This is a genomic window from Bacillus sp. XF8 (assembly GCF_017498755.1).
GTDB lineage: Bacteria > Bacillota > Bacilli > Bacillales > Bacillaceae_G > Bacillus_A > Bacillus_A bingmayongensis.
In genome coordinates, this window is record NZ_JAGDQK010000052.1 from 1 (window position 1) to 21,142 (window position 21,142).

Annotated in this window: 13 protein-coding genes and 4 pseudogenes; 2 read left to right on the forward strand and 15 right to left on the reverse strand. The window is 33.5% G+C overall.

Annotation, left to right across the window (positions count from 1 at the left end; all coding sequences use genetic code 11):
- Positions 1-198 (forward strand): hypothetical protein (locus J4P91_RS25615; protein WP_207996316.1); only part of this gene is annotated, 198 nt, incomplete at its 5' end.
- A 149-nt stretch (positions 199-347) separates the two neighbouring features.
- Here the strand turns inward: J4P91_RS25615 and J4P91_RS25620 are convergent.
- From J4P91_RS25620 to J4P91_RS25640, 5 genes and pseudogenes are all read right to left on the reverse strand, one after another.
- Positions 348-635, reverse strand: a pseudogene (locus tag J4P91_RS25620) (stress protein); the annotation flags it as partial.
- Positions 636-2,059: 1,424 nt separating this feature from the next.
- Positions 2,060-3,052, reverse strand: a complete 993-nt coding sequence (locus J4P91_RS25625; protein WP_207996317.1) for a DMT family transporter — start codon at positions 3,050-3,052, stop codon at positions 2,060-2,062.
- On the reverse strand, positions 3,039-3,698 hold the full coding sequence (locus J4P91_RS25630) for a GntR family transcriptional regulator (RefSeq protein WP_207996318.1): 660 nt from the start codon (positions 3,696-3,698) through the stop codon (positions 3,039-3,041). Before J4P91_RS25630 ends, J4P91_RS25625 begins: the two co-directional genes overlap by 14 nt.
- A gap of 249 nt (positions 3,699-3,947) precedes the next feature.
- On the reverse strand, positions 3,948-5,327 hold the full coding sequence (locus tag J4P91_RS25635; RefSeq protein ID WP_207996319.1) for an erythromycin esterase family protein: 1,380 nt from the start codon (positions 5,325-5,327) through the stop codon (positions 3,948-3,950).
- A gap of 233 nt (positions 5,328-5,560) precedes the next feature.
- The gene (locus J4P91_RS25640) at positions 5,561-6,133 is read right to left on the reverse strand and encodes a recombinase family protein (protein ID WP_207996320.1); all 573 of its coding nucleotides are present in this window, start codon (positions 6,131-6,133) and stop codon (positions 5,561-5,563) included.
- A gap of 360 nt (positions 6,134-6,493) precedes the next feature.
- Between J4P91_RS25640 and J4P91_RS25645 the strand changes: the two genes are divergently transcribed.
- Positions 6,494-7,162 (forward strand): lipoprotein BA_5634 family protein, encoded by a 669-nt coding sequence (locus J4P91_RS25645; protein WP_207996336.1) that lies wholly within the window; start codon positions 6,494-6,496, stop codon positions 7,160-7,162.
- A gap of 304 nt (positions 7,163-7,466) precedes the next feature.
- On the opposite strand, the gene J4P91_RS25650 is transcribed toward J4P91_RS25645, so the two are convergent.
- From J4P91_RS25650 to J4P91_RS25690, 10 genes and pseudogenes are all read right to left on the reverse strand, one after another.
- Positions 7,467-10,469 carry a Tn3 family transposase gene (locus J4P91_RS25650; RefSeq protein ID WP_207996321.1) on the reverse strand — a complete coding sequence of 1,001 codons (3,003 nt, stop codon included), beginning with the start codon at positions 10,467-10,469 and terminating at the stop codon, positions 7,467-7,469.
- Positions 10,470-10,610: 141 nt separating this feature from the next.
- Positions 10,611-10,733 (reverse strand): annotated as a pseudogene (locus J4P91_RS25655) (serine hydrolase domain-containing protein); the annotation flags it as partial.
- Between the two features lie 810 nt (positions 10,734-11,543).
- A complete protein-coding gene (locus J4P91_RS25660; RefSeq protein WP_207996322.1) occupies positions 11,544-13,334 on the reverse strand; it encodes a helix-turn-helix transcriptional regulator in 1,791 nt (596 codons plus the stop codon).
- Positions 13,335-13,338: 4 nt separating this feature from the next.
- On the reverse strand, positions 13,339-13,929 hold the full coding sequence (locus J4P91_RS25665; protein ID WP_207996323.1) for a sensor domain-containing protein: 591 nt from the start codon (positions 13,927-13,929) through the stop codon (positions 13,339-13,341).
- Positions 13,930-14,326: 397 nt separating this feature from the next.
- Positions 14,327-15,658 carry an erythromycin esterase family protein gene (locus tag J4P91_RS25670; protein WP_207996324.1) on the reverse strand — a complete coding sequence of 444 codons (1,332 nt, stop codon included), beginning with the start codon at positions 15,656-15,658 and terminating at the stop codon, positions 14,327-14,329.
- A 604-nt stretch (positions 15,659-16,262) separates the two neighbouring features.
- Complete coding sequence (locus J4P91_RS25675; RefSeq protein WP_207996325.1) at positions 16,263-17,420, reverse strand: serine hydrolase domain-containing protein; 1,158 nt, start codon at positions 17,418-17,420, stop codon at positions 16,263-16,265.
- 601 nt (positions 17,421-18,021) lie between these two features.
- Positions 18,022-18,426: pseudogene (locus J4P91_RS25680) on the reverse strand (Tn3 family transposase); the annotation flags it as partial.
- Positions 18,427-18,511: 85 nt separating this feature from the next.
- Positions 18,512-19,267: pseudogene (locus J4P91_RS29170) on the reverse strand (Tn3 family transposase); the annotation flags it as partial.
- Positions 19,257-20,234, reverse strand: coding sequence for a DUF4158 domain-containing protein (locus J4P91_RS29175; protein WP_241818767.1), 978 nt, complete (start codon positions 20,232-20,234; stop codon positions 19,257-19,259). The pseudogene J4P91_RS29170 and the gene J4P91_RS29175, both read right to left, overlap by 11 nt.
- Before the next feature lie 53 nt (positions 20,235-20,287).
- Positions 20,288-21,127 carry a tyrosine-type recombinase/integrase gene (locus tag J4P91_RS25690; protein ID WP_207996326.1) on the reverse strand — a complete coding sequence of 280 codons (840 nt, stop codon included), beginning with the start codon at positions 21,125-21,127 and terminating at the stop codon, positions 20,288-20,290.
- Between the last annotated feature and the right edge of the window lie 15 nt (positions 21,128-21,142).

Here is a 21,142-nt window from a genome sequence, read left to right on the forward strand (position 1 = left end):
AGTATTCACCATATGCTTGATACAAGTTGGTCTCAGCTTGGTGTGGGGAAGAAAGCGGTTGGTGATGTAGACAATTTCAGAAAAGATATTGCAAAAAGAATGGAAGAATTAGAATCTGATAAGCATGAATTAAAGAGTGCCATTGACTTAATCAAAGCGCTTGATCAAAGTTACGATTATATGGGTCCTAAATATTAAAAAACACTCGAATCGGAGTGTTTTATATTTAAATCAGTATTTTTATTGATAAAAAAAGAAAAGCGCCTTATTTTGGGAACGTTTATGTTATGCTGTATGTACCTAAATGACTATTTTTTTGCACATAATCCCCATTTCATGTGCTTTTTTTATTTTATAAGGTTATCCATAACGATTTTATATTGGTCAAATTCATCGTCTTTCATTTTTTCACTCATTTGCAGCAGGAATTTCCCTTTAGCGTATGTATGTGAATATAGCATAGGTGCAGAGTTCCCTAGTTCATCATAGTAACTCTTTGCTTTTTCTAAGTCTTTTTTACTTTTAAACTCGTAAATTCTTCCTCCTTGATCCTCACCTAAACCTGGAACAAGAATCCGTTTCACTTCTTTGCGAATATTTCCTAATTCCTTTTGAGGTAAATCAGAAGCATTTTTATGCTTTTCAACGTTTTTGTACTTTTAGTAAAAACAAAGTACTCATGATCATAGGTCAATTTATTAGACTTACTATTGTAAAGTATCACATCATGCATTCCTGGTGCGTAACACGAATATTCTACAAAAGTAGTTGATAGTTTAAAAAATCTATTAATCAATTTATCTAATTCTGATATGTAACGTTCTTCTATTTCCTTCTTCAAGTGCACTCTTCCCTTCTTAAATCTTTATAACTAACATTCTATAGTCAAATATAGTCAAAGTCAAACTTTGGCAATCGTATATAAAAGTACCCTATTTAGACATATTCTCTAATGTCCGCTAATTAACATTAGTGGACATCAAATATATAAAAATCAGTAATTTATGTCCGCTAATACTTAACGTAAGATTTGGCTCGGTTGCTACACAGACCCCACATCTATCAACTTAAGAATTTTATAACGCCCCCAAAACGAAAATTCCACATTACTTGTCAACATATCATCAATTAAAAAGCTAAACATCTTCTTATATAAAACGAAAAAAAACCCTAAATTAATAGGACTCTTTTTTTACTTTTCTCGAATCCTTTAATAATCTCAAAATCAACAACAAAAGTATGCATTCAGGATGTTGATTTATCTCTTTTTTTTAAAGACGATAATACAAGGAAATATAGAACAGCTGGTATTACTCCAAAAAGAGAATTCCATACTACTAATCCAGGTTCCATAAAAACAAATGAAAACAATATATCTAATGAAATTACGCCAAATATCGCATAAATAAATAGTTGAACTAAATGTATTTTTTTAGGAGAATTCAGTTTACTTAAGCCCTTTTTTGTAAATCAATCAATCAATAATGAAACTGGAATTCCAAATAATATAAATATAGGAATAATGTAGATTATGGCTATCATAAATATATCTAGAAATGAAAATTGATACGGATTAGAGAAAGCAAAATCAAGTATTTCGAATGACGTAGACATAATTAATGCTGACAATATAGCTGCTACCAACCTTTTTAATAAATGCACTATTTTATCCCCTTTCATAAAAATTCAAAGTAAATACATTTTCATTTTAACTTTTTTATATAAATTTCAGAATATATATTTATAATATTTAATTACCATAACTTATCATTATCAGTAGTCAATAATGAATAGAATTTTCGTTATGGGGGGATTTTGATTCTTTAGGTTGATGGCGAGGGGATCTCGCCATCAAAACGCGAATTTCGTACGCTAAGCAAAAGTTTATACAGAAAAAAATGATGTCCCTATATGTGCGGGACATCGGCTTTTGTTCATATCCTTTCACTTAGTTATTAAGTTTTTGATATAAAACTTAGAGTACTACATTTTTCAAAAAGTAATAAAATTACCTATACTAACTAGAAAAGGGTTCATACTATACATTTTAAAATATCAATTAAGCACTAATATTTTGGTTATGCGCCATTTCACCTTTATGGGAAACATAACTATGTGCTATCATTCCTAACATTATTACAAACATACCACACCAAGATAAAATAGAAGGAAATGAAGAATGTAATAAAATTAGTTCTCCGATAACAGCAAAAAGTACCTCCATGGATTGTGTTGCTTCAACAGTTGCAAGTTTCTGCATATCTCCTTTAACCATATCAGTCGCTTTAAAAAATAAGATAGTTGCAATTACCCCCGAACAAATAGCAACTAAAATTGATTGCATAGTTTGTTCTTTACTAGGTACTCCTGTTGTAAAAAGGCCGTACAAGGATAGTAAAAACCAGAATGGTAAGCTAGCTAATGTCATTCCAAGGACACGTTGATAAGCATCTAGACGATCTCCACAAACCTCCATCATCTTACGATTACCGAGCGGATAAGCAAAAGAAGCCACAATAACAGGGATAATACCTAACAAAATATCTTTTACGTTAAGCGATTTTGCTTGTTCCATTTGCATAAGGAAAATACCAAGAAGAATAATCAATGACATTCCCATACTCTTCATTGGGACTTTTCCTCTTTTCTTAAGAATTCCATCTGGTGTTTGAATGGCCTGGATAAAAAGAGGAGCTAACAAAGATCCTGATATAATAGTAATTTGCCATGTCCCAGCAATTATCCATCCTGGTGCATGTGCAGCGGCAAAGCATAATGGAGCATAAAATAGACCAAAACCTACGAAACTCCATAAAAACCATGCTCTTAAATCTTCTCTCATAACTTGTAATAATACTTTTAATTTTTTCCTACTCATAACAAGAAGTATAAGAAATGGAAGCATGAAAATAAACCTTAATGAGGCACTCCATATCCAGCTACCACCTGATAATTCCATTGCTCGATTCAATATAAATGTAAAAGCAAAAAAGAAAGCAGCACATATACCTAAAAAAATAGGGCGCAAATTTTTCACCTCAATCTGTCTCATGAGTCAGCAATTTCCCCAGACTTAACCAGTTTTGTTCTACAAGATGTGCTGTTGTTTCTTTATCTTTATTTTTGCACGCTTCTATAATTTGCTGATGTTGTTCTACTGATTTTAAACCATTTATAGAAGTGAACTGAGAAATTTCGAGACGTTGAATCTTAGATATACTTCGTTCTAACGCACGAATGATTTCAGGATTTCCCGCCACATCTAGAAAAACATTGTGGAATAACTCATCAGCTTCAATTGCTTTTATAATATCTTTTTTCTCAATAGATAGTAGTAAGGCTTTATTACTGAACTCTAATTCTTGAATATCTGCCTCTTTGAGTAATGGTACTGCCAAACGAGCAGCTAATGAATGTAAAGCTGCTACCACAGTAAATGCGTGTTTCGCCTCCTCAAGATTTAATGGTGCAACGCGAGTCACTGAACCAGGAACAGATTCAACAAGTCCTTCATCTTCAAGACGTTTTAGAGCCTCTCTAACAGGAGTACGGCTAATCCCGAATTCTTCTGCTAACGCTTTGTCATTTAAGCGTTGCTCTGGTTGCAACTCTAATGTAACAATTGCTTTTTTCAAAGTTAGATATACTTCATCTCTAAATGACATACGTTTAATGGGTTTAATAATATCTTTTTTCATAAAACCAATATATCGGATATTGGTTTTATGGTCAACTATAATTTTTCAATACAATATATTTGATCAACACGTTCTAAAAACGACCGTTTTGGGGTATTTGCTTTTTTTATCTTGATGGCGATGTGATGCTACCCCTATAATGAATATATTGTTTGATCGTTAGTATTTGAATGAATCCAATCGAATGTTGTTTACGTACAATCATGACAAGAAAAAGAGCATCCTTAACATGTAAGGACGCTCTCTCTTTTATTTAAGAACAGAAGGCGAAGTCTTTTCTAACCATAGAATGCCATCATATTGTTCGATAGGAATCATGATTTCTTCTCGCTTTTTGACCCCCCAGTAACTTGCTACAGTAGGGGTAAACATCCATGATGTTTCTGGTCGGTTACTTTCTCCCTTTAAGTTTACAAAGACATTTGTACTTCCGACAGTGCTGATTATTTTTTCAACACTTTGTTCTTCATGTTCGGTATGTACAGGAACAACGTTTTTAATGTCAGAATCCCAACTGCTTCCACTATACGCAAATACTCCAATCGTGTACATTTGGTTTTTGATGCGCTGCGGAAGAAAATCCATCATATTAGGACATACAAAATTGTGTTGTTGATACTTGGTATAATCTAATATCATTTTCGAATTTTGTTTTCGAATATGATAATTATGTCCCCATACAATTATTTTTTTATTTTTATATTGCATCTCAGTGAGCCATGCTAAGTTTTGAGCCATTTTTTGATCTCGAACATAATCTGGGAATCCTGCAATGTTAGAAGGGATAATACCTCCTTTTAATTTCATAAAACTATCTAGGTGTGTTTTAATCGCATCGATACGTATATTGATTGATTTCTCAAGAAAATTCACGTCATAAGTAGGGCTAGGTGCAACTCGAGTTAATTCGGTTTTATGAGTCTGAATAAAAGCTTTTACGTTTTCAAACTTGTTGATTACGGGCTGTATTTCTACTTTATATTGATCATAAGGATACCCACCTTCTAAATTATAGTAATACTTATCCAGTTTGATTAACTCTGTTACTGCTAATTCTAGTTCATTCGCCACCTCAGGACTTAATTTTTGCAACCAGTCTTTCGCATACGAGTGGAATGAAGATCTATAAAACAAATTCATATCAAAACCAGCTAATGTTAGTGGCTTTCCTTTTTCTTTTTGTTCTTTCATATAGGTAAACAATTGTTCAACTTCCTCTGTTTGCCATACACCGTATAAAGATTGTTTCATAGCTTCAGTAGCGGTTAAGTTATCAAAATTTTGTTGAACCGTACTTGCTTCTGCAAATCCTGATTCAAATGCAATTACATCATATCCCATTTCTTCATGTAAGTACTTAATCATACGTATTTTGGATTGATTCATTTCCTTAGCACCATGCGTACTTTCGCCAAGTACAACAATACGCTTGTCCTGTACGGCCTCTTTTAGAAAAGATAAATCTTCTGTTGTTTGGGAAGTGGGTTCATTTAATCTTTTTGCATGTCCATTTAGCCATTCCTCCCATTTGGGTTGATTGACTGGCTTTTCTGCTGCAAATGCTACAGATGTGAAGGTAGTACAGGCAAGAAGCGTACTCATTAGCCCGATTTTCCATTTTTTACGCACAACAACGCCTCCAAGAATCATATTTTTAGAGATTGAATAGAATCTGTATAAAAAATTTACTAATATACCATTATTTATAATAATACATATACAGATTCTAAACAATATTAATATTCTGAAAATTAAAAATCCCCTTCATACATAATGAAGAAACCTTCTATATAGGGGTACGGAAACGATTCACAGAATAACCCGCCACATCTGAAAAATTTTCCAATTGCGGCGGGTACTTATTATACTTTGTCTTGTAGTTTCCTATATAAAGCTGATCTAGAAACATTGGTAATTTCGCAAATTTGTTTCACTGTCATATTCCCTTCTTCATACAGCTTAAGTGCATAATTCATTCCAGCATGCTTTTCATGATACTTTTTAACTCGTCCTTGATATTTTCCTTCTTTTTTTGCAAGGTCAATCCCCTCACGTTGACGCATCCGAATTAAGTCACGTTCTAATTGGTTTACTCCACCCATTACTGTCATCAAGAAATGACTATATGGATTTTCTTCAGATAAATCCAACCAAGTATCTTTTAATGATTTTAAATTGGCTTTTTTATTTTTTATGTAATCTACTAGTTCAAATATATCTCTTGTACTACGAGTAATTCGAGTCAGATCAGTCACATAAATTGTATCGCCTTCTCTCAGGTCATTTAACATATTTTGAAGTTCAGGTCTGTCTTGTGTAGCACCTGACACTTTTTCTTCATATATAATGTTCACTTCAAATTCCTTCATTTGTTGTAATTGTCTCTTAGGATTCTGATCAACAGAACTTACACGTACATAACCTATTTTTCTCATATTCTACTCTCCTATTTTGAAATAAGTCATATGGGACATTCCGAAGTACCATTATACCAGGTTCAAGAAACGATCCTAATAGGGTACACTCTATTGGGATAAACGGGAGTTGATGATATGGAAATTTATGAATCTTTATATAATAACTTTTGGCTTTTTTAAGAAAAAATTAAGAAATCTGATCAGTATTTATTAAGAAATGCTATTTATAATTCAAAATACCCCTTAAAGAAAGAAAATATAAATAAATAAGTAAAAATTATATATAAACGATATAATTTTTATTATTTTGCGACTTTACATATTTTCCTCAAACATGTGAAGTCGCAAAACACTAATAAGACGGAGGAATTTTGATTGATGAAAAAGTTTTTATTTTTGTGTAGTATTTTATTAATAATAGGAGCAGGATATTGTTTCTATCAAGCGTTGCCAAGTGTACTGCTTGTATCTGGGGATCAACAACAAGTAGAAAAAGTAACAGAAGAATATAAGTCTAAATTAAGTTCATCTACGCAGTATAAAGAAAAACAGTTGTGTGGTTCTGAATTTAAAGATGAAGATGAAACATCCTGTAAAAATACTGGATCAGTACGAGTTTTGAATAAAACTACAGCTGAGAAACTACTAAAAGAACAGATGTTGCAAAAAACAATACGTCCACGTGTTACAGAACCTATCCAATCTTTGCCATCCATCACAAAAGAAAAAGGTGTGGTATATGGAAAAGATATTTCTAGTGAAGAGATACAGATTGGAACTCAAATTATTCCTGTGACAAAAGGAGGAGATGATTTAGGAATCGGCGTTGGACAGGGACAAAAAATACAATCTAAATTAATAATTGTTGATGATTCTATTTATAAAGAGCTGTTATTAAAAGAAAATACTTTTAGTATATTGCGTTTTGATATTAAAAACACTTTAATGGGTAATATTCCAGATATAGGAGTTGTAGAAAAATCATATCCTGAAGTAGAAACAATAAGAGTAAAAGCTAATAAAAAGATTAACTATTCAATACTGTGATCGAGCCATCCAAAACTGTATCGTACATAATTCTTTTTATTTATTAGGGCGAATCTACTTTGAAAAGGGGCTTCTTCTTCATTTTCTTCATAAGGAAGAAGAAGCGGAAAAATATTTTATGAGAGCCCAGAAAATATTTGAGTGGAAAGAATAATTTTGTTTAATTATTTATATTGAACAAAGAATAAGAATTCCTATATTTACTTAAGTAAATTACTATCGATAAAAATAGCCTGAATCTCATTTGTTTTGAGTATCAGGCTACTTAGATTTACGGATTGTATTTAATATAAATTTGTTGATTCTAGATTACTACATCAAATGGAAGTTGAGGTGGTTTTCGATTAGAATCAATACGATATTTTCCAAATCTATTTACATGTACCGTAATATAAGGGCTCAAATAAGTTATTAATTCTTTATTATATTCATGCCCCTCTTGTATATAATCATAAAGAATACGAGATAAAGAAAATACATTATAGAAAATGAGACAATTTGCAACTAAATGATTATATTTAATAATTTTCCGTTGCTTTTCTCGGTCATTTTCTGTAATAATTCCATCACCACCAAAGAATAACCACTTTGTAAAACCATTAAAAGCTTCTGACTTATTTGTAGCGGATTGAATCGTACTTCTTAACCCCGAATCAGCCATATATTGTAATAAGAACGTAGTTCTTATCACTCGTCCAAGTTCTCTAAATGCTTGATATAACTTATTCTTTTTACTATATGTTCCCAATTTATTTAGGATAGTAGACGGTGTTATTTTTCCTGCTTTAATAGACATAGCTACTCTCATCATATCTGGATAATGATCTTGTATAAGTTCCCAATTAATTTCTCCTGAAAAGAGTTCATTAATATGTTTATATACCTCTTCCTTGTTAGGACGAAATAACTTCAAGTCCTTCCAATTCCGAATTCTAGGCATCAACTGAATTCCAAGTAAAGTTGATAATCCAAATACAGTTACACTTTGCCCCTGTGTATCAGAATGAATAATATCAGGTTGAATTTTTACTTTATCATTCATTAAAACATCTAATATATATACCCCTTCCCAAACTCCACAAGGAATGAAATTACTGAATAAAGCAATATATGTATCTGAAACATGATAATATCCTATACCACCATATCCACCATAGCGAATATGATTTTCAGACAACAGATTTTGCTCATACAGATCCCACTTTGTTCCGTCAGCTGAAGCGCTCTTCCCATCACCCCAATGCTTCGGTAGATCGAATTGATTATAGGCATTAATAATATATTGAATTGCCTTATCTAAGGCTTCAGATGTTACATGCCGTTGATTAATCCAAGAAATTTGTTTACGATCAAAAGTACTTAAAGAACGAGCTGTTTGAGTTGGTCCCAAATTACAACCATAGCAAAATACATTGGTAATATATCGATCAACCGCATGATCTAGCTTTGCATCATAACCAGAAATAGGACTAAAAAAACGAGTCCAATTTAGCCAATGTTCTGTATCAGCCAGAACGTCTAATACATTAATCGGTTCTAATTTTTTGTATATATAAGACTCTAATTCTTTGAGTTGCGGTGGATATTTCCGCTTTACTAGTTTTTTAATTACTACTTCCCCATTTTCAATACGTACTTGTTCATTATTAGGGAAGGATGAATCAGCGTCTTGTGCTACAGATTGAAGTTCTTGATACATTTTTCTTACAAATTCATTTCCACATGAGGGTTGATTTACTTGTTTACAAAATACAGGTAGTTGTTTCTCATACTCTTCCCATGAAATAAGTTGCTTTCGATAGTCAGCATATTTTTCACTACCCTCTATATATAAATCTCCTGCTTTAAGCTCCCACATAATCTGTGAAAATACGCATACTTCAAAATGACGACGATTTATTTCTTCGGGTATTCTTTTTTTCTTCTTTGATGGACTAACCCAACGCCACCAAGCATCTGGTATCCAGGATAAATCTAAAAGAGGGATCACTTCTCTTTTCCATGCACCTGTCTTTTCAATACGAGCAACTGGTATCCATTCTTTTCGAGTGAATTGATGTGATAATAAAAATGGAATCACTTCTTCCATAGATTTATCTTGGTTTGTAGAACGTAAAGATATTGAGTTTAAAATCTTAAATAATGTTGCTCGATGACTGGCAAAAAAACGCCATAAAAATGAATAATAATTATCACCACTAAACGCTAAGTGATTCTCACAGTCTTGCAACACTTGCTCTTCCTTATTTTCCAGTACAATTTTCATCGCATCAATTCGCTCTTCAGCTAATCCTTCAGTCTGATAGGCAATTAATAAATCATGTAAAGTTTCAACAAGCGAATCGGTTCGTTTTTGGGTCTTTTTTTTATAGTCTTGTAAACATTGACGTCCTTTTTTATGTATACTCATCATTCGTTTTATCAGCATTTCCCCGATATCATCTAAAATTTTTGATAACTGTATAGATACCAGAGAAATAGCTAAAGTATATCTCTTCTTCGGTTCCATCTCCATCATGCGATAAGCATTTAAAGTTTGGGATTCAGCCGCCATCTGTTGCACTTTAATAAGAGGAACTACTTGAAGTATATCTGTAGGTATGTGTTGATTTAATAACCAATCTCGATGAGATATGAGATCTCGTAACTGTGATAAAGTAGCCCTTTTTACATCATCTTTTATTCGCTTCCATGCACTATATGTAGAATTTGATTTTAGTTGAAATAGTTGATCAATGCTCTCTTTTTGTTCTGTACTTAATGTGTCAAAAACTTGTTCATAAATAAGACGATAAGATTTTCGTCTTACCTCGTTTGCCATGTCTTTTAAAGTATTGTATACAGGTAATTCATAACGTTGATGAATAAGTTCTTCAATGGCTGCATTAATTAAATCGGCGCAATCATCTTTACTAGAAGATAATTCATTTATGACGTCCAAGATTATCTGGCGTGCTTGCTCATCAAACGGGTGAATCTTCAAGTAGTCCCTGACAAAATGATAATGTCTTTCGTAAGTTCTCGATTCTCCATAAGCATTCCATATTTCCATTGTAGGTATTGGTAAAAATGCTTTGTTAGCAATGTGATGAATGATTGGTTGAGGAATATCCAAAAACCGAGGAAAAAACCCTAGTTTTTGTACGACCTTTATTAACACTAATAGCCCTAATTGCTGTACACTTCCCCGAGATTTACGTTCTGCCCATTGTATTTCTGTATGTAACGGTGTATATGTTTCTTCTAAATCTTGATCTGATAAATTATTTTTTATTCTAGGATAAATCGTATCTTGGATGCTTGGCATAATTAACTCCTTATATAAAATTTTATAATTCTAAATTATTTATATAATAAAATAGGAACCTATCATATTTCCTGATAGGTTCCTTCCTTAAATGGGAAAAATTTCAGATGTGGCGGGTTATTCTTCGAATCGTTTCCGTACCCCTTTATAAGTTACTCCGCTATCGAAACTAGCAATATATGCAAAGCCAGGAGCTTTTGGTGAAAACTTATTAAATAATTGTTTGATCGATGTATGTGTCTTTTCATTATATGTATTATACATCTCAATCACATACCCTTCCCTTTAAATGATTAGAAATATATTAACCTGTTATCTTTCTCATATTGAATCCAATTAGAGTCCGTATCGGATTATGAAATCCAAAAATTGGATGATCATCTTCAGGCTGGTTGCGCAGACCTACTTGGATACTTCAGTTTTGGATTATCTTTTGTATCATTCCAATATAATTTAAACTTTAGAATTAGATTACACATTTTACTTCAACTCAAAACGACATATTTTAATTTGACTACAATAATGCACCATCACACTAATTTCTTTAGTTTCTAAATTCTTCTCTTTATAGAGAGCTTAAATTTAGTGAGTGCTATTATCCCCGACTTTACGGAAGTACCTCTTTCAATTCCAAAACCACTCATGGCAACGTAATAGATATTTTCGAAATGGGGGAAATAGCATCTAAATTACAGATGTTATTGACCAAAATATCTATTTTACTTTCAGATTTAGGACCGATGTACTAGCGAATATGAAAACTATTTACCAGTCCTCTGTGAAGATAGGTTTTAATAAAATATTCATCTCCCTTATACCTTGTTCCAATTTCGGTTATAGTCTACAACTTTTATAGTCATCAACAACCTATTCCATAGTGTTTTACATTTTCGATATGAAAATCCGAATACCCCTTTTAAACAACTAAATTATATTAGACTATATTCACAAAAAAGCAGAGAGGTTCCAACTCTTTATTTTTCATTGTAGTTTCAAATGTGGTATTGAGTAGTGATGCCCTGCATTATCTGTAAGTTCCCCATTGACTTCAGCTAACTAGTTCAAGTGAGAGTGTCAAAAAAGTAACCCTGTATCTTTTGCCTTTTGTACGGCTTCTTCTCGATTTTTAACTCCTAGCTTCTCATAGAGATTGGAGGCGTAATTTCTTACCGTTCCGTTTGACAAGTAAAGTTTCGAAGCTATTGTTTTATAACGGCTTCCTTGTGATAATAGTTCCAAAATCTCTAATTCTCGTTTCGTTAATCCATACTCTTTTCCATCTGATTTTGATTCAAATGATCCTGTTTCTTCATTTTCTTCCCATATTCTATGGAACAAGTCATGATTAATCATCATGCCTCCTCGATAGACTAGACGAATTGATTCAGCTAGTTCACGCGAATCTATGGATTTCAATAAATATCCATCCGCACCATTTCGTATGATTTCTTTTGCCCTTTCTGTATTCTGAAAGGTTGACAAAATGAGTACACAAATTCCCGGCCATTTTTCCTTAATCATTTTAGTCGCATGAATCCCATCCAGATTTGGCATCTCTAAATCCATTAATACTACATCTGGCTTTAGTCTCTCACACAATTCCAAAGCCCGTTCTCCATCTTCAGCCATTCCCACTACTTGTAAATCCTCCTGTCCATCCAAAATTGTATGAAGACTTTCTCGGATGAAAGAATGATCATCGACAATACACAGGCGGATTTGTTCATTAGACAGTTGTACTTGTTTCGGTAAAACACATGAAATTAACGTCCCTTCCCCCTTTTTGGAATAAACAATGACTCTTCCTTGTGACTGACTCACACGCTCTTTCATTGCAGTTAATCCAAAACCATCCTTCCACTCTTCCGCCCCGCATCCATTATCCTGTACATCCAATCTTATCTGTTGTGGTTCAAAGTGGAGTGACACAGTGATTTCTGTGGAATGCCCATGGCGAACAGCATTTGTTAGTGATTCCTGCAAGCTCCGATATAGTGTCATTTTTGATTGTTTGGAGACCATATACTCTTCCCCTATTATTCGAGTACGTACATTTACCTTTGTATGTTCCTTAAATTCCTCTGTCAATTGTTGTAATGTGATAGGTAAGGGAAGCGACTCTTGTGATAAATCCATTTGATGCAAATACAGTCTTACTTCTTCCATACTGTTACGGGCCAATTGTAATAATGAATCGAGCTGTTGCTCTCCTTCTTTAGTCTTTAATTCCGTACGTAATGTTTCCATACCCATAATAATTGAAGTATAGGAATGCCCCATTGTATCGTGTAAGTCTTTTGAGAGCCTATCACGTTCCTCTAGTAAAGTAATCCGTTCAACCTGGGATACGTATTGTTCCAATACATGTTTCTGGTTCCGAATGGTTTCACTTTGACGGTAATTAATAACCAGTAAACGAAAGAAAGAGCCCATAGCAAAAGCTAAACTGAGGTGTGGGATGATTACCCATAAATCTGTTACTTTGGAAAATATCGCAATGAGCAACGGGAACAAAATAATTGTGATAGGACCCGACCAGCGGTAAGATTTATGGGCGCTATTTGCCGCAATCATAAAAGTTGGCATTAAAAAAGCAAGATACGCTGACGGAAATAATAAAGTTAAATAGAAACACACTCCGCCAAATAATATTATTTCAGTCAACAAATAATAGCGATAACTGAACATTAAACAAATCCAAGGTACTGAAAATGAAGCGACTTCCAAAAGAATAATGATCCAAAGTGGTACAGTCAAATAATCTTGTTGTTGCATAGTCGCTGATAGCAATGATAGCCAAATGATAAAACGTATACAAAGTAAGGCCCAATCATACCAAAACCATAGTTTCAAAGTCTTAAACAAGTTATCACTCCTTTATAGCTTTAAACATGGAACGCGTGTACATTCCAATAATTCGAACTAAGCAGTTTCCAATATGATTATGTATCCAAATGAGAATGAAACCAACAATCATGACAAAAATTGCCGTCTCCCATGAATTCACAGCAATGCCCAATAAGTATATATTAAAACATCGAAAAAGTAAGGGGGTAACGATACATACTAGCGGCATTACATACAGTAAAATAGCACATATAAGACTCATTATTCCGACAAAAAATTTCTGCATGAGCCAAAAAATAGCCCTCCAGTTGCTATTATTAAGGATTGTATCTCTCGCTTTAATCCATCTATCTCCCTCCTCTTTTATTCTTGGTTCGAATAAATCTATCGATATATCTGTATAAACCTTCGTCTGAATACGTTCATACTGAATAAACGTATGAGTTGTCTGTAGCACCCATTCCAACAAGGGAATACCCAAAAAGATAATCGTCATTACTAATGCCAATGTAATGCTGACCAGATAGAAACAAAAGTAAAAGAATCCGGATACAAAGGTAAATAACAAGAAATAAAAATCTTGCAAAGTTTTTTGAGCTGATGTTTTCGTCATTAAAATCTCTCCTCCACATTCATTGCTAATGCGTTAAAAGCTACTTTTTGATTCTAAGTCTTTTTCTGTCACATATGGTAGTGTCAAAGTGTCATGGTTTGTATGACATAACTATCAATACAGCCTTAGCCCACTCAACTTTTGTTATCCGTTATAAATATGACAAAAAGTTCACTATCGACTATGACTCGTTGTGCTAAAAATAAGATTGTGTTCCCAATCTTATCTTTTTTCTTTACAGATTTTTTGATACAAAAAAGGAATCCTTATAATAAGGATTCCTGAAAGAAACGAAGTGTCATAATCAATTCCTTGATTTCGTGCATCATACTTATAAATTTCTTAGTCCCTCATTTTATTTACTAAATAATACATAGTATTATATTTTAAGAGATTCTTATTGATGTAGTTGAGATGGACTCACTTTTTGAATTTGAACAAGTATATCAAACGTTTTACCTAATGATATATCAACAGTTTTTGGTATATCAGGCCCTTCCATAGTTATTCCAGCGAAAATTGGATGTTGTTCGTTTAACCAAGTTTTTGTCACGCCGTTTGCCTTACGTAAATCAATAAAAAATTGATCTTTTTTAACTTGTCCAAAGATGTAGTTATAACTGTTTGGATCATCCGATTTTAATATTCCATATGGGCCAAATTCACCATCGCTATTCTTGACATTATATTGTCCTTCATAAACTGACGTTCCAATAGATACGTACCGTTTTCCATAATATTCTGCTAAATGCTGCCCAGCTACTTTAGGGTATATAAAAGGAATCATATTTGTTTTCGAAACGTGTCCATTATGTCCCCATACAATGGTTTTTCCTAAATGTTCTTCAGTCCACTTCGCATTTTCATACATTGCAATATCATGTTTCAAATAAAAATCCGATGGTTTATCAGGAGGTGACGCTAACATTGTAGTAAACTGTTCAATAATACGAGCATTTTGTTTTATCCATGCGAACTCTTTGGATTTCCCGTTTAGAGAACTTTTATTTTGTTCTAATAAAGCACTAATTTGTTTAGCATCTGAAACATACTTTTCTTTTTCCTCTTTCGTAAGGCTCTCAAAAGTATTCATATCCTTTGTTACAGGAATAAGACCTTTTATCTTCTCTTCTACTCTAGGCACAAGATCCGAATTATTTTTCTTTATATATTCTATTATTTTATTATAAACATTCTCATTTACTGATTGAATGTCCATCCCAATGATACGCACTTTAGATTTATGTTTTGGATTAGCATTATATTTTTGAATCCAACTAAGTAGATCTAGCATTTCTTTCGTGTTAAATATAGGTGATAGATGTTGGCTTGGGTTTCCCTTACCAGTAAGAACATATCGATCAAGTTCCAAGGCTCTGTCCCATCCCTCTTCTAAAACTAAGTTGACAAAGCCCTTTTCAGATACTAAATAATTAACAATACGGTGTTTCATTGTAAAAACCTCATGAGCCCCATGCGTAGCTTCACCTAAACCTACAATTGAAGCTGAACCTACCATATTCTTAAGTGGTTTTAAATCATTAAGGGATGCGGTTGGATTAGTTGTTTTTAAAGGCTTTGCATGCATTTCTAACCATTCTGCTATTTGATTTGTATTGTAGGGAGCTGTAACAGAAACTCCTGTTTTCGAGTCTGCATAAGTACTTCCAACAAAATTAGTCAGTGTTATAGCAGAAACACCAAGTGCAATAATCATTTTCTTTTTCATAAAAACCTCCTGAAATACTTCTTTATTAATTTTTGACATGCTCTAAGGACTTCCGTTTAAACCATTAACTCTCTTATTACTGTTAAGATAAATTTATTCTATTTCCTAAAACTCACTTATTTCTTAATAGGTTCTTAAGAAATCCCTTAATTCATTTATACCAATATAAAATCAAATAACCTTCAATCTAAAAATAAAGGGAGCAGGTTATTTGATTATTCATTCCGTAAGCTTAATGCTCAAGTTAGTCATTTTTCACACGGTTAAACTAGATTAGAAAGGATAACGTTTTTTGGTACTTAATTACGAGTGTTAAAATCTCTTAAGTTGATAGCGATGGGTGCTCCCCCACACTCATCAATTAAAGAAAAAAAGAAAAAAATGAACTGACATCTCAAGGTGACTACCTGTAGAGAAACAAAATTTCGTTTAGGGGATACTCCAAAACCCTAGTCTGATGGCGACGTGGCGGGACCTCATGCCTATCAACTTAAGAACTTGCTTTATTCTAAAAAAAATTTTTAGAGTAAGTTGTTTTTGAACCAGAAAGGCATATTTTTAACTATAAAAACTATGACAAAATTTATCCGGTTTTCCTTTTTACCTACTTGCTAAATTCAGCAAGTAAAATATTTTTAAATGGATCAGGAATATCAGCTTTAAGGCTGTTCAAATTGACGGCCAATGTATGCTTGCCTCCAAGTGTGCCACCAGCAAAAGTGGTAAACCCTAGAACTTTACCCTGGTGTCCCCATATCGAGACACCATTTGGAAGCTTAGTTTCATAGATCCCAAGACCATATCCGGTTCCTTCTCTTCCTGTAGGAACTGTAGTAAGCATTTGTTTTAGTTGCTGTTCCTTCAGTAATTTGCCACTGAGTAAGTAAGAGAAGAATTTGTTTAAATCATCAGCAGTAGAAATCATATCTCCATCCGAGCTACCTGGGTTAATATAAGTAACGTCTTTTAGCTCACTTGCTCCGTCTAGTTGGAAATAGCCACGGGCATGCTTGGTGCCTGGAATCACGCTTGAATTGCCAGGTAGGAATGTATTTGACAAATCAAGCGGTTCAATAATCCGATTTTCAACCTCTTCCGCATAGCTGTTTCCAGTTACTTTTTCAATAAGGATCCCCAGTACTACGTATCCTGTGTTTGAATAAGACCAGCCCTTTCCTGGGGCAAAGTCTGGGGGAAGAGAAACCCCCATCTTTACGAATTCTTCAGCCGTATACGATTTTTTTGTATCCATCATATCAAAGTCTTTTGACCTTGTGTAGTCAGCGATACCACTTGTATGATTCAATATCTGCCGGATAGTAATCTGGTTACCATCATATCCGTTTCCTTGAATGACACCAGGCAACCATTTTTCAATGGAGTCGTCTAGATTCAAACGGTTCTCTCCAGATAATTGAAGTAGAACTGTTGCAATGAACGTCTTCGTTACACTACCAATGCGAAAGCGAAAATCTGTTTTCATTGGTTTCTTGGTGCTCAGATCCGCTATCCCGGCGGCATAACTCCAATTTTTACCACCCTTAGAAATTTGAGCGAGTATTCCAGGGTATCCAAGTTGGAGTGCATCCCGCATTGCTTTCTTAACGGAAGTACGATCGCTTTGATTACTTGTTTGTAACAAACTAGATACATTTTGCGTGGGTTCTGCTTTTACAATTGAGGCTGGTGTTATGTATAACAGGGAACTTCCAGTTATTAAAAGTGATAGACTTGCATATGTAATTTTATTGCGTGTTTTCATAAAGCATCCCTCTCCTTTATTTAAATTGTATAGTTAGTTGCTTGCTGTTTCGTATTAATCACACAGCTATTATCTCCACCAATGACAAAAAGTCAGAATTGAATTCGTAATCATATTCATAATTATTATTTTTACAAACTCCATTCTGTCCTAAGTAAGTCCCTCTTTTTCCACATGTATGTTAACCGTTAACCCTAGAAATTACTTTTATCCTTGAAACACTCTTGTTACTGGCTTGTTTTTCATAAATAGGTCATACCTGTTTCCTATTTCACGCCTCTTTATATTTTTAACATACACAATGAAGCCCTCCCCTCCTCATTTATTATTAATGGGTAATAAACTGCTCCTTGATTCTAAGGATTTTTCTGTCACATACGTTAGTGTCAAAATGTCATGACTTTTATGACATGACTTTTATGACATGACTTTTATGACATAACTATCAATACAGCCTTATCCACTCACTTTTTGTTGTTCTTTATAAATATGACAGAAGTTCACTATCTACTATGAGGGGTCACCATATTATTTCGGGAAAATTGTACGTTTAGACACAAATTAACCGATTCCCTGTACTTTAAGGAATCGGTTATTCATTTTATCGCTTTTTTATAGAGTTTTTCTCTCGTAATGGTCTTAGATTATTGAAATTTGTTTTTTGGTTTAAGTTCCACACATAATCACCTGTCAATGTGATGTGTTCCCAACCAAGTGGAGATATATGTTGTAAATATTTCTCTGGAATATCCACTCCTTTTGTACGTAAAGCATCTACTGCACGTGATATATATACCTTATTCCATAATACAATTGCTGAAATCAAAAGTTGCAAACCGCTCGCTCTATGTAATTGGTCCTCATAAGAACGATCACGAATTTCTCCTAATCGATTGAAAAATACAGCTCGAGCAAGAGCGTGTTTTGCTTCACCTTTATTTAAACCAATCTGTACACGTCTTCTAAGTTCAGGACTCTGCAACCATTCTAACGTATATGGGGCGCGGCAAGAATTCGTTCTTTTTTGAGCCACTCGCAAAAAATTCAAGGCAAATCCAATCATTTTGTTGAGTTTGCCTTGAATTTTAATTTTAGCTAACCGCTTCCAGGGAAACTGGAATATCAAATTGTAGATTTTGCGGGAGTCGATCCGAATCTAATTTATATTTACCAAATCGATTTACATGAAATGTAAGGTATGGACTAAGATCTGCCAATGTGTCTTTATCTAATGGGTTTCCTTCTTTTATATATTCATGAAGAATATGAGTAAGTTGAAATACATTGTAAAAAATTAAACAGTTTGCCACTAGATGATTATATTTAATTAATTTCCGTTGTTTTTCACGATTATTTTCTGCAATAATTCCTTCTCCTCCAAAGAATAACCATTTCGTAAATCCATTAAAAGACTCACTTTTGTTCGTAGCAGCCTGAATTGTACTTCGTAACTCTTCATCTGATAAGTAATTTAATAAAAATAAAGTACGAATTGCACAACCTAATTCTCGAAAAGCTTGATATAATTTATTTTTCTTGCTATAAGTACTGAGTTTATTGAGGATAGTAGAAGGATGAATGCGCCCTGTTTTAATCGACATTACCACACGTAACATATCTTCATAATGATCTTCGATCAAATTCCAATCAACTGGTGTTGTAAATAATTCATCAATATGATAATAGCTAGAGTTCTTACTTGGGCGTAAAAACTTTAAATTTTTCCAATTACGAATACGAGGCATTAATTGAATTCCTAAAAGATAAGACAACCCAAATATAGGAGCATTTTGGCCTTGTGTATCCGCATGAATTGTGTCTGGTTGAATATCAGATTTATTCTTCATTTTGTTTTTCTCTTTTTTCTTTTAAATCAATAAGTGATTTTTCGGCTTTGTGATCAGATATGGCTATTCTTTTAGTATACATTTCACCAATATCGTCAATGGTTTTAGCAAATTGAGTGTGTAATAATGCAATTGCAAGTGTATACCGTTTATGTGGTTCTACTTTTTTCATTCCAGCTGAATCTAATGTCATTGCTTCATTTGCTAATCTTGTAATTTTCGCTGGTGGAATACGAAGATTCCTAAAAAAGTCTGTTCTCACATGTCGTTCATGAATCCATTTCTTACGAGAAATCCATTCTTTTAATTGACTTAAGGTTGGACGTGCAGGATCCTGTTTAATCATATTCCAATCAGAATAAGTAGAACCGTCTTTACTGTGAAACAAAGCATCTAATTCCCCCTTTTCCTTTGGATTCAAAGTGTTTGATACGTATTGATATAAAGCTCGATAAGCCGTAGCATGAACATGATTTACTGTTTTTATCAAAGTATGAAAAGCTGGCAACTCATAACTATTTTTTACTAATTCAGCAATTGCAACATTGATAATATCACTTTTTTCATCTTTTTCTAATACAGAATTCTGCATGGAGTGTAACATCAATTGACGGGCCTGATCATCAAATGCTTTTGCTTCTCGATATTGACGAATCATTGCAATTTGACGAATACCAGTTCCAGAACGATGGTAGGATTCCCATTTTTCTACATGTGGGAGTTCAAGATGAATTGTTTTTGCTATATGTTTTATAATCATTTGTGGAACATCTGGAATTGGAATAAAATAATTTAAGCATTGGAATGTTTTTAACATAATCATCATCCCCAGTTGTGAGAAATCATTACGAGTTTTTGCTTTTACCCATGTGATTTCTTCCAAGGTAGGGGAAAATAATTTATCTAGCTCTTTTAAAGTGGGATTATTTTTTAATCTGGGATAAGCTGTTTCTTGTAAACTAGGCATAAAGCATCTCCTTTATTACATAATGTATTTATGGTAAAACAACCGCTGAATTGTTATCCAAATACTTTTTCTACAGATTCTTCTAAATCTCTTATTGAAGGAGCTGCGTATCTTCGGGTAATGTTTACATCACTATGTCCCATCAATTCAGCAACAGTAGCAATATCTATACCAGCAGAAACAAGTTCCCTGCCATAAGTATGTCTCAACATATGGGGATGCACGTTTAAAGGTTTGAAAATCCGTTGGATTGTCCGAATGGATATACGCTGTTTAAAATTAGAAAGAAATAATGCTGGATGGTTATCTGTACGATTCTCTAAATAACGGCGTAAATGATAGCGTGACTCTGATGGAAGCGGCACAGTTCGCACTATACCACCTTTACCATCACGAATCAGTACACTCCCAAATCTTTCACCCATCTGTACATCATCATGATTTAAAGCCACTAATTCAGAAACACGTAAACCTGTATAAAGTAAAAAATAAGCAATCGCAATAGAACGCAGATTCCCAGAACGTTCTAACTCCCGAAATATTCGGTTTCTTTCATTCCGAGATAATGATTTAGGTGAAATATGTCTGGTGTGACGAATACCAGGATGCTGAACATTTTCGACCAGATGCGATTTCTGACAATATTGAGAATAGGCGATAATAGAACTAAACTTAGGGTGTATTGTTGTTGCTTTATTTCCTTTATCTTGTAAATGTTTAATATATTGTTGTACATCATAACGAGTTAGTTGCTTTAAACTACTTCCTTCGAATCTTAACCATTTTTCAAAATTAGTCATATGTCTTATATAATCTTTAATAGTCGTTTCCCGTTTACCTTTTTCTAAAAGATAGTCTTTAAATCTATCGAGTTCTGCGTCACTTTTTTTCAACGTTATTCCCCCTGT